The sequence below is a fragment of the Spirosoma horti genome, assembly GCF_054776595.1.
This window is the reverse complement of the sequence record NZ_BAAHBQ010000003.1, coordinates 832,901-844,781: the sequence shown is the minus strand read 5'-3', so window position 1 is coordinate 844,781 and position 11,881 is coordinate 832,901. Positions and strand designations below refer to the sequence as shown.

Annotated in this window: 5 protein-coding genes; 1 reads left to right on the top strand and 4 read right to left on the bottom strand. The window is 51.8% G+C overall.

The genetic code is table 11. The annotated features are described in order from the left end of the window. Nucleotides 1–62 precede the first annotated feature (62 nt). Both ACYVAM_RS11235 and ACYVAM_RS11230 read right to left on the bottom strand, forming a co-directional pair. The gene (locus ACYVAM_RS11235) at nucleotides 63–2,561 is read right to left on the bottom strand and encodes an ABC transporter permease (protein ID WP_461067076.1); all 2,499 of its coding nucleotides are present in this window, start codon (nucleotides 2,559–2,561) and stop codon (nucleotides 63–65) included. A gap of 84 nt (nucleotides 2,562–2,645) precedes the next feature. Further along, entirely contained in the window at nucleotides 2,646–3,350 is a 705-nt protein-coding gene (locus ACYVAM_RS11230; protein ID WP_461066901.1) for an ABC transporter ATP-binding protein, read from the bottom strand. A 121-nt stretch (nucleotides 3,351–3,471) separates the two neighbouring features. Between ACYVAM_RS11230 and ACYVAM_RS11225 the strand changes: the two genes are divergently transcribed. Next, complete coding sequence (locus tag ACYVAM_RS11225; protein WP_461066899.1) at nucleotides 3,472–4,176, top strand: arylesterase; 705 nt, start codon at nucleotides 3,472–3,474, stop codon at nucleotides 4,174–4,176. A 95-nt stretch (nucleotides 4,177–4,271) separates the two neighbouring features. On the opposite strand, the gene tamL is transcribed toward ACYVAM_RS11225, so the two are convergent. Next, a complete protein-coding gene (tamL, locus tag ACYVAM_RS11220; RefSeq protein WP_461066897.1) occupies nucleotides 4,272–6,695 on the bottom strand; it encodes a translocation and assembly module lipoprotein TamL in 2,424 nt (807 codons plus the stop codon). A 6-nt stretch (nucleotides 6,696–6,701) separates the two neighbouring features. Continuing rightward, nucleotides 6,702–11,759 carry a translocation/assembly module TamB domain-containing protein gene (locus ACYVAM_RS11215; RefSeq protein WP_461066895.1) on the bottom strand — a complete coding sequence of 1,686 codons (5,058 nt, stop codon included), beginning with the start codon at nucleotides 11,757–11,759 and terminating at the stop codon, nucleotides 6,702–6,704. Nucleotides 11,760–11,881: the final 122 nt, after the last annotated feature.

Sequence of the window (11,881 nt, the reverse complement as noted above, 5' to 3'; positions counted from 1 at the left end):
GTAATTGCGCCGGGGTAGCGGTAAACTACGCAGTCATGGGCTAATCTTCGTTTTTTTGCTCATCAGCCCTCCGCGCGCAGGACATCCAGGGGTGGTCTGACCAGCACTTCCCGGCTATTGAAAACTCCAATAAGTACTGTCAAGGCGGTCACAGAAAGGGAAATGACGACAAGGGGCAACGCATCGGGCCGGTAGGGAACCTCAAACACATAACGAGCCAACGCCCAGGTGCCAGCTACCGAGAGCAGAATGCCTGAAAGGGCTGCTAATAAACCCAGCAATCCGTATTCCAGCGCGGTGATGCGCAGAATCTGGGCACGGCTGGCCCCCAGCGTTCGGAGGAGTACACTTTCGCGGAGCCGCTGATACTTGCTAATCACCACCGAACTGGCGAGCACCAGCAGACCCGTCAATATACTGAAGAGGGCCATAAACTGGATAACAAACGAGATTTGCCCCAGAATATCATCCACCGTTTTTAAGATCAACCCGAGGTCAATGGCCGACACATTGGGAAACTGACTAACGAGTGCCCGCTGAAGTAGCGCTGATGTCTTGTTATCGGGCACACGGGTCATGAGTACATGAAACTGGGGAGCCTGTTCCAGAACGCCCGACGGGAATACGACCAGGAAGTTGGTTTGTACGCGGTTCCATTCGACTTCGCGGGTGCCGCCCACAATGGTCTGTATGGGTGCGCCCTGCACGTTGAAATCGAGGGTGTCGCCCAGTTTGAGGTGCATCCGGTCCAGAAAATCTTTCTCGATGGAGACATAAATAGCGCCATCGGCCTGATAGGGAGCCTTGCCGGATGCCAGCTTTTCCGATGAGATCAGGGTATCCCGATACGTAACCCGGTATTCGCGGGTAAACGCCCATTTAGGCGTTTTGAGCGCGGTATCTTTCCGAACAGCGCCGGTGGTCCCATTAATATCGGACAGGCGCATCGTTACCACGGGCACTTCTTGCAAAATGGGCAGCCGTTGTGTTTTTACCAGGGATCGAACACCCGCGATCTGCTCATTCTGAATGTCGAACAAGACCATGTTGGGCTGATTCCCACTGGCCGACAACTCCACCCGACCGAGCAAAAGGCCCTGTGTCAGGTAAAGCGTAGCAATCAGAAAGGCACCCAGGCCAATGGACGTAATCAGGATAAGCGTCTGGTTATTAGGTCGGTATAAATTCGCTAAGCTTTGCCGCCAGATATAACTCCAGGAGGTTGGGAAGAACCGGCGAACAAGCCAGATTAGGCCCAGTCCCAGCGTTGTCAGGATGCCGAACGCCAGCGCCAGTCCAGCCGTAAAGCCGAGGGCAAGCATGAAGTTATGGGTTTGCAAATAGGCGAAGCCAATGATGAAGCCAATCACCAGTAAATACACCAGCCATCGGAACGGGTCTCTATTGCTCAGGTCGGCTTCGTACGAACTACGCAAGGTGCGAAGGGGCGATACATTGCGAATCGCCAGCAACGGTAACAATGCAAACAGGATCGAGATGAGCACGCCCGTACCAATACCACCGAGAATAGCCGGGCCCGACAGCGTCGTTTCGACCGTAATGGGTAGAAAATTGCCGAATACGCGTGGCAGAACCAGTTGGACTACTGACCCACCCAAGGCCCCAATGACAGCCCCAAGCAAGCCCATTAAGGCCGTCTGGATGAGGTAGATTAAGAAAGCCTGGCGCCCACTGGCACCGAGCGTCCGCAAAATAGCCACCGACGTTACCTTTTCTTTGACATAGAGTTGTACGGCGCTGGCAACACCCACGCAGCCCAGCAACAGCGCCACAAAGGCGACTAAACTCAGGTACTTAGTCAGGTCGGCGAAGGAACGGCCGGTTTGCTTTTTACGTCCGTCCACCGTGTCGTAGCTAATGCCGTCCTTATCCAGGCGTGTGGAAATCGTTTTAACGTATTTCTCGACATCCGTGCCCGGCGCAAACTGGTAGTAATATTTATACGCCACCCGACTGCCGCGCTGGAGCAAGCCGGTTTGGGACAGAAACTGATTTGGAATAAAGACCGTTGGCGCAACAGTAGCCGCAATAGCCGCCTGACCCGGTGTTTTGGTGACCCGACCAGCAGTCAGAAATGACAGGTTTCCAACCCGCACGGAATCGCCGGGGACGGCGCCTAACTGCACCAGCAGCCCGTCGTCGACCAACGCCACCCGAGTGGTTGCTTGCCGAAACGTTTGAATGGCCGATACCGGCTGAACCTCCCAGGTGCCATAAAACGGAAAGTTACCTTCCAATCCTTTGACTTGTGCCAGCCGAACGCCCCCGGTTTTAGGAATAGAGACAAGCGAGGCAAAAGAAACTTCGTAAGCCCGATCACGACCGATGGTTTTTACCAACTGGGCTGTTTTGGGCGACGGTGGTCGGTTCCAGGACAGCGTCAGATCGGCGCCAAGGAGTTCTTTTGCTTGTTCGTCAATGCTACGGGCCAGGTTATCGCCAAATGAGTTTATGGCGACCAGTGCAGCAATACCCAGCACAATGGCCGACATGAAGAGAAGTAACCGTTGACGGCTCCGGCGACTGTCGCGCCAAGCCATGCGAAAGAGCCAGGAGGTGTTCATTAATATTGAATGATAGAATTATTGAGTGACAGAATGAATGAATAGATGAGTGTCGAGCAGTTACTCAATCATTCTATCATTCAATAATTCAGTCATTGTATCATTTACTACGGTTCCACCTTTTATGCGAATAACGCGTTGCGTATGGGAGGCTAGCTCCAGATCATGCGTGACCAGAACAAGGGTTGTTCCGGCTTCGCGGTTGAGTTCAAACAGTAAGTCGACTACTGTGGCGCTGGTATCGGCGTCTAGATTGCCGGTCGGCTCATCGGCGAAGAGAAGCTTTGGCCGGTTGGCAAACGCCCGCGCCAGCGAAACCCGCTGCTGTTCGCCACCCGAGAGCTGGGTAGGATAGTGGTGTCCGCGCTGACCCAGGCCAACCCGTTCCAGCAATGCCTGAGCCGCTTTTTCGGCTCCTTTTTCACCGCGTAGTTCGAGCGGGACCATCACATTTTCGAGGGCAGTAAGCGTGGGCAGAAGCTGAAAGTTCTGAAAAATAAACCCAACGTATTGATTCCGAATAGCGGCCCGCTGGTCTTCATTGAGCGTATCCAGGCGAACATCGTTCAAATAAACACTACCCGACGAGGCTCGATCCAGTCCGGCACATAAGCCCAACAAGGTTGTTTTGCCACTACCCGACGGCCCTACGATGGAGAACGTATCCCCCGGTTCGAGCGTGAAGTTGACACTATGCAGAACCGTTAGCTCGCGGCCCCCGCTGGAATAGGTTTTGGTTAGATTTTCGACGCGAAGAATACTCATGGAAACAGATTTTGACCGCAACGGATCAAAAGTAAAGGCGAGGTTCACAAAGGATTCTTAGCGTACTTTGCGAACCTCGCCTTTACTTTTGCGTTTACCTGATTTAACCGTTGCAAAACCGATGAAGTTCTTCACAATGAGCAAAACATCCTTTTCTGTGATAAGCGGGTTGTTGCTGGTCTTAACGGTCTGGGGCTGTGGCTCATCCGACACTAAAACGGCCCAATCGACCAACGCTGCCGAGCAAACGAATACCAAACCAGCCAGTACAGCCAAAAAACAAACGATTCTGTTCTACGGCAATAGCCTGACGGCGGGTTATGGTGTTGAACCGGCGCAGGCGTTCCCTGCCCTGATTGGCCAAAAGATCGACTCCGCCGGACTAAATTATACCGTTGTCAATGCTGGCCTGAGTGGTGAAACGACCGCCGGTGGCAAAAGCCGCATTGGCTGGGTGCTGCGCCAGCCCGTAGCGGTATTTGTGCTGGAACTGGGCGGTAACGATGGGCTGCGTGGGCTTCCCCTGGCGGCCACCCGTCAAAATTTGCAGGCCATTATGGACACGGTTCGCCAGAAAAGTCCACAAGCCAAAATCGTATTAGCCGGCATGCAGATTCCGCCCAATATGGGAACGTCTTATGCGAAGGAATTCAGGGGAATGTTCAAGGAGCTAGCCGACAAGAATAAGGTTGTATTGATTCCCTTTCTGCTCGAAAACGTGGGCGGTATTCCCAAACTGAACCAGCCCGATGGCATTCATCCAACACCCGCTGGCCATAAAATTGTGGCCAACACAGTCTGGAAGGTGCTGAGGCCAGTTTTGTAACACAGACGTCTGGTCCGCCTGGTTGGGGTCCAACTAATGTTTGTCCCGGCAATTTAGCCCACGGCTACGCGGGCCAGCCGCCCGCGTTACGAAACTTAAAATGGATAGCCGACGCCTATATTGAAAACCAGGTTTTGTTTTCGCCAATCTTTACTGCCAAACGCCATTTTATCGATAATCCACTCGCTGCCATCTGTTTTGTAAGGCTTGCGGAGGGGCGTTGCTACGTCAAGGCGAATCAGGAAATAGGATAAGTCAATTCGGATGCCGACGCCTGTGCCAATAGCAATTTGTTTGTAGAAGGTATTCGTGAACAAGGCTTCGGGACCAAATGTATTTGCGTCAGAATAGGACCAGACGTTCCCTGCATCAACAAAGACAGCTCCTTCGATATACTTATTAAACTTAGCACGTATTTCTGTATTGGCCTCCAGTCTTATATCACCCCCACCATCCTGAAAAATCGGCACGTTACGAATGGTATCCCGAGTAAATAAGCCAGGGCCGATCGCTCTTGGCCGAAAGGCCCGGATACTGTTGCTGCCCCCGACGAAGTACTGTTTCGTGAATGGTAAGGATCTATTTTTAGAATTTCCGTAAGTAATACCGACACCGGCAAACAGACGATTGGCCCAGGTTATCTTAGACGTTAAACGCCGATACAACCGAGCATCGGCATCAAATCGCAGGAATTGGGCATAAGCCGCGCCAAAGATTCCTTTCCGATCATCACTTACTATGGGCTTATGAAAAAAGAGGCTTGCCAGATTACCTGCTGCCTCTGCATTGGCAGTTATTCGATAGGAGGTGGGAGATAATGAACGAACGGGCGAATTGACATTGAATGTATATATAGAGCTTAAAATAAGCTGATCAGAAAAAAACACCGTATTGAGGTATTGTTTTCTGACTACGTCAGGTATAGTAGGATCCTGTATAATCTCATAAACGCGGTCACCGATCTGGTCTTGCGGCACAAAAACATAGTTGATATTAAACGGCTGGAATACATGCTCGACTTGTTGATTTTGCCGCCACGCATAGCCAAATGTTGTCTGGGCCGAATTGATTCTATATAATCCCCCTCTCAGAATTGTCTGATAGCCTAAGGTTAGGTTCGTTTTGGGCAACGCCTGCCGCTGGTCATATTTGAACCGGAAAGGAGCCACCAGCCTCGGAAAACTTAAGGTTCCGTCGAGTCCATACCGATAATTGGTAATTCCTTCGCCAGCCGCACCCACCTGAAACTCGATCCCCGCATTGGCGTTGATTGTCAATAACTCCGCCCGTCGAAGCGCATTTCGATTGCGCCAGCTCAAAATCACCTGCGTACCATTGAAGTTGTTGGAACGGGATGTACCATCCAACTCGACACGCACCGCTTTGGCCGGATAAGGAGTTAGGTAGTAGTGAACGTCCAGCACGGCGGTGTCTCCCTGCTGGTCTGGGTCGAAGCGGTTTCGGACAAATTTAAACGCTCCTACGTTGATGAATCGCGAGAGGGTAAGGTCCTGCATGCGGCTGTTGTAGCGCTTGCCTGGCTGCACTGTAACTATGTCACGAAATAATTTGGGATCAAACCGATTGGTGGAGTCGACAACCCGAAATTGCTCATCGGTTTGGAATGCCTGCCGCCGGTTCGTGTCATTGCGAGCCGTCGACAGGTTATAGTTGGGATAGATGAAAACGTCGCGAATATAATACGGCACACCAGCCGCTTCGGGCATGTCGGGTTTAATGGCAAAATAAATTTTTGTCCGGTGTCGTGCCGTATCGTTGTCGGCAATGACGGCAATATAGTCGGGCAGGAAATAATAAAAACCGCGTTGCTTAATGGACTGACTAATGCGCTCTCGCTCCAGCTTGATGTTGTCGAACAGGTACGGGTCGCCCTTTTTGATAACTGTTCGTCTGGACGAAGCCAGAAGTGCTTTACGGACAGGCGTCGAGTCGACAAGGAAACCTGTGGAGTCGATATAAAAACGTTGTTTGACGTCGACATCATAAACACCACGTGCTTTGTAGCCTTCTTCGACAATCTTACCGGTAGCCTCTGAACCAAAATAGCCCTGATTTTGAAGGGTCGCCTTAAAAACGGGTATGTTTGAGGTAATGGCTTTGGCACTGGCCAGCACAGGTTCCTGACCAAATTTTTTACGAAACCACGCCCGTAAACCATTTTTCTTCGGTTCACCAAGTAGGTAATATAAGCCCACTTTGTAGGGATAACCGAACAACTGCTTGTTCGGTCGGGGGCGTGCCTGCTCGGCCAACTGCGCTTTCAGGCCACTCTGTTCGGCTGCCGAAACGCTTGAGTCAGCGTGAATAGTAATGTCGGTGCCCATATACAGGCGTTCGTTGGCCGGTAAATGCTTACCTATATTACAGGCGCTGAACAACCAGACCAGGAGAGGCAGGGCGAGGGTAGAAGCGGGTATGTGAAAAGGAGCCTTTGCCCGTAGGAGCAACGCAATGGTACGTATGTGACGAATAGTTTTTCCTATTGATAAAAATGTCATAACGAATCAATTCAGCGCGGGGCCAGTGGACGACCGGCGGAAAATTTCGGATATAGTATTGAAATCCATCGAAATGATAAACCCAACCCCCGTTTCAATAATATAGCCATCCAACACGGCCTGATAGTCGTTACGCCGGTAAGCCCGCAAGACGTACCGACCATCACGAGTAATGTTATAGTTGGCCGACAAATTGTCAAATACCTGATTCTGGCTGGGTACGGCCGCATTGGCGGAGTTATCAAGGACGAAGTTTTTGCCTACCGAGACGGTTACGCGGCCCGCCAGAAAACTACGCGACAGGCCTACGTTCAGGTCTGTTCGATTGCCATTCGTTGTTCCTCCCGTATTGCCACTGCCGGCCTGCGATAGTAAGTTGAAGTCAACATCAAAGCCTTTCAGAACCCCCGACGCCAGCCGACCCAGTTGGTCCGAAATGAGTTTACTGACACTACTTCGGGCAATGTTTTCGGCCTGCGTATTCAACCCGCCATTATCCGAGCCCGAGAAGAAGTCCGACGAATTTTCGGGTAGAAAACGGTTCAGAATAAGTAGAGCAAAGACCTGCTTGTTTATTTGAGCCGGGTCCTGGCGGAGTGTTTTAAGTTTCGATTCAATACTTGAGCCAAGTGGTGTATCCTGAATAGTACTGGCATTCTCAACCTCGGGAAGCCGAATATCGAAGCTCAGTTTTGGTGAGGCCAGGTTATCACTGATGGTCAGGTCAACTTCAAACGGGAGTTTTCGCTTGAGCGATCCTGCGTCGCCTGACGTGGTTTCATTGCCAATAAGGTCGCCGGGAGGAACCGAGACTTTATAGACAGCTGTCATGTTAATGTCCGCTTTCAGCGGATCGCCGGTAAAGTTGATGTAGCCGCCTTTCTGAAGTTCAAACTGACGTTTCAAGACCTGATACGTCAGCGAATACTCACCTTCCGTTACTTCATATCGACCAAGTACCGTAACCTGCCCCGAGGCATTGACGCCCACATTAAGCCGGGCATTACCCCGTGCCCGCAGGTAATCGCCGTTTAGTTCATCGACAACAATCGTTAGCTCTGATTTTTCATCCGCTTCCAGATCAACGGAGATAGTCGAATTGCTCAACTCGTCGAACGCCAGTCTTGGTTTAAGGGTATCAACTTTAGGTTTATACAGGTATTTGACCAGGGCCAGTGAATCGTTGTGGTCAATGAAGGTCACAATCCCGTTAGCTTCGTTGGCACTGGCTGCATCATCCGGCAGCACCATGGCTATTTTACTGCCATCTTCGAGCCGGACCGTGCCATTGATCGACGCGTTGGAGCCCGCCCCTTTGATGCGCAGATCGGTGCTGACAGATGCCTGTCCATACGCATAATCGTTGTCTTTTCGACTGGCGTTGAGCACCTGGAAATGATCGGCCCGAACGCGTAGGTTATAGGCCGCATTCGGTAGGTTTTTCAGAACAACAGTACCGTCCGTTGTAAGGGTTCGTCCCTGTTCATCCCGTAGGTTAAACCCATCCAGGGTAATCGTTTGGCCCGAAAAGGCCAGCTTCTCCTGATCGATGTTGTAAGTGGCATTGAGCTGCTTGATGTTGAAGGCGACGGAATCGAAGGCAATGCTACCGTCCATTTTTGGGTTATCTACGGCACCTTCTACAGTAAAGCTGCCCGTAAGATTTCCCTTTGCCTGCCGCAACTCGCCAAAGCTAAAGGCTTCGATGGTACGCGCATCCAGGCGGTTAAGTTTAATCGCCAGATCAAGCGCCTGCTTTGCCTCTTCGGGGTTGTAAAAACCCGTAACGGTTGCGTCGTTATAGGGGCCAGCGAGTGCCGTGTTCACACTGATGCGTCCATCCGACGTATTGTTGAAGCGGGCCGTGAGGTTGCCAATGGGCTTGGTCATTACCTTTAGGCTGTCCACATAAACGGACCCAATAAAAGCCAGCTTACTATCGGTGCTCATATAGTCCCGTACCACTACCGTACCGTTGAGCTGGCCACTGGCTAGGGTTGTATCCTGATTGGCCAGACGCGCCAGATTACCCAGTTCAATGGCGCGGGCTGTTACCCGAATGGGCGCGTTGCCATATTGCTCCGTGCTGCTTATTTCCAGCGACTGCTGATCGCTTTCAATGTGAAGTCGATTGAGTAACACGCCATTTTTACCATACTGCGCAAAACCGGCCGTATCCGTTTGCCAGCGCTGGTAGTTGGTCAGTAATCCATTAGGCGCAAAATTGAACCGGTAGCTGGAGTCGACAATGCTCAACGTGCCCGAAATGCCGTGCAAATCCTGATCGATAGAATCCTTGTTAACGACCGCAAACCGGAACCGGTTATTGGCCGCTATACCGTTCAGATTTGTCTGGCGAATAGTCATGCCGTTGTACAACACTCCGTCGATTCGACCATCAACTTTCAACTGGTTGTTCGCTCCCCGCAGGGTCATGGTGCTGCCCTGTAAGGTAGTGGTGTCGTAAACGACAACGCCGGTACGAAGTGTGGCCGAGAGTGTGGTGTCGCGGGTGTTGTCCAGATAGGCATTGAACCGGACGGTATCGAGTCGGGTGAGGGCCGGTACAAACGCTTGGAAAAGCGGATTCTGATAGGCTTTCAGCGCCAGCGTGAAGGCATGAGGGGGTGGAATTCGCTTGTAGGTTAGCGAGGGTATCGCGATGTACTGACTGATTTCACCCGCAATGATGTCGTATAGTTGCGTATACTCAAACTGGCCATTTAGGGTCATTCGGGCTCCTGGCAGTTGAGCGACTACATTTTTGGTACCACCGTCGGCCGACAGTCGGGCATAGAGTGAGTCGATTGGGTAACTCTTACCCTTTAGGCTAAGCACCGCATCACTGGCTGACACAGTACCAACGGGCTTGGCGGGGTCCGTCGAGGCCATATCGAGAATAATCCGCCCCTTGAGCGACAGCGGGTCGCTGTACAGCTTCAGTTGTTGCAGGTTTAATTCATTGATGACGGCCTGACCTCTAACGCTCGGGAAGTCGCCCTGGAGGCCAACTTTTGTGTCGAGAGTCAGGTTGGCGTTCGGGTCTTTCAGGGAACCAACCAGGTTCAGGTTACCATTGGCCAGATTGCCTTCTGCGTTCAGGTTCTGATACCGGTACCCGCTAAGTTCGGCCGACTGAACCGCCAGATCGAACCGAGTTGATAACGTTTTGGGGTCAATACCGCGCCCATCGACCGTGGCTCGTCCGGTTACTATACCAATGGTTTCGGGTTGTTTTAACCACTTGCCCGCATCGAAATCATTCAGATTCAGCGTGCCCTTGTAGGTTTGATTTTTACCAGCGACGAAGCCAGCCAGCTTTCCGTCGAAGGCAGCCGTACCCCATGCGGTATTTAGTTTGGCATCCAGGACGAGGTCGTTCAATTGACCCTTAATCTTTCCGGTGAGTTGAAGCGAGGGTGGCAGCGCAATAGAGGATGGGATTGACCCTTTGGGTGCCAGTTTGTTAATGTCCGCCAGACTGGTCACGGCCTGTTGCACGGTCATGTCGACGCCAAGGTGATCGGGGTCCGTCACATTTGTCAGGCGGCCGCTGGCGCGGATCTTTGTGCCGGAAAGCATATCGAATTCCAGACGAGGCAAATTCAGCGAGGCCAGCGTACCTGTGGCCTGGGCATTGGCTTTGAAAACTCCTCCGCTATTGCCCGCAAAAGGGGGCGTATCGGCTAAGAATGGAGCCAGCTGCAGCACATCCTCCACCGACAATCGACTCTGGCGCAGGTTTACGCGCACGCCTACCCGCTTCGCAAAACGTGGGTTCGTCAATTGTCCCAGCGAATCGTACCGCAACACCATCTGATCGCGAATCAAACTGGTGGGCGTCTGGATGTATAGTTTCGTGAGGGTCGTGGTGGTGTCGGTATAAAGAACGTTGCCCTCTAGTTTCTGAAGAACAAAGCCGCTGGTCGATCGAAACTTGCCATTGCGGAGTTGCCCACTGATTTTCTGACCTCGTTTGCCCAAATCCTGATAGACCAGAAACCGCCCGTCTATACCCAGGTTCTGCAAATCGAGATGACTATAATCGAGGCCTTTTTTCTGGCGCGGGGCCGTTTCATCGTCGTAGCGGATGCGGTTGTTGGCAAAGCGAACGTTGGTAAGCTTGGCCTGCCAGCCGGGTGTAACCGGTGTAGCGGCTACGGGTGTGACGGCGGCTTTTTTGGTCGGTTTGGTCAGTAGGGCGGCTATGTCGGCATTGCTTAGATCGAGCGATTTGATGCCTATTTTCTCCCCTTCCAGATAGAAATAGTCCGACTCCATAGCCAGTCGTTCGGCATTTCCTTTGGTCTGGAAATCGGCGGTTTCAACGCGAACGTCCCACTTGGCCTTATTGATCTGCCATTTTCCCAGGGCCAGATTGAGCGTATCGCCCGGTTTACTAGGCGCGCCGGGTGGTGTCGGTAACCCTTCGTATAAGCGCGTATAGAGGTTGAGGCCATTGACGGCCACGTTCGACAGATGATATTTGGAGGTGGCGACGTCGGTCTCGCTGAACGACGCCCGCAGGCTATCCAGATACGCATTGACATCGGCACCAACAACGTCATCTTTATACTTGATGCGCACATCTTTCAGGGCAATGCCATTCAGATTGATTGCCATCGGCGTCGATACGGTATCTGAAGGCTCCGGGGCGGCTCCTGTATCAAAGGCGTTGAGGATATACTGAAAGTTAAAGGCCGTGTCTGGTAGCGTACGATTTATATTCAGGCGAATATGTTCCAGCTCAATTTGATTCAGGGCAACCCGGTTATTGAGCAGGCCCCACATGTCGAGGTCCAGACGCATTCGGCCACCATCAAGCAGGGTATCGCCTTTGGGCGTCTTAAAATAGACGTCTTCCAGCTCGATCCAGTCGGGAATCGAATAGCTGATACGTCCAATGCGAAAGGGCGAATGAAGTTTTTGCGCTAGGTATGAGTTTACCTGATTGGTAACCAGTTGCTGTCCCCAGGGCGTTGTAGCAACAATGACCACAAACCCGACCAGTAACAGGATTACGGCAATGAGACCAAGCAGAATACGGACAAACAATTTTGACACAAGACGCTGAATTTTGGCGAAAATTTACCGGTTTAGGATTACATCAGGACGTGACGCGCCATTTTATAACGAGCCAGACGTATATTATGTTACTAAATTACAGCCAAAGCTATTAACGGCCC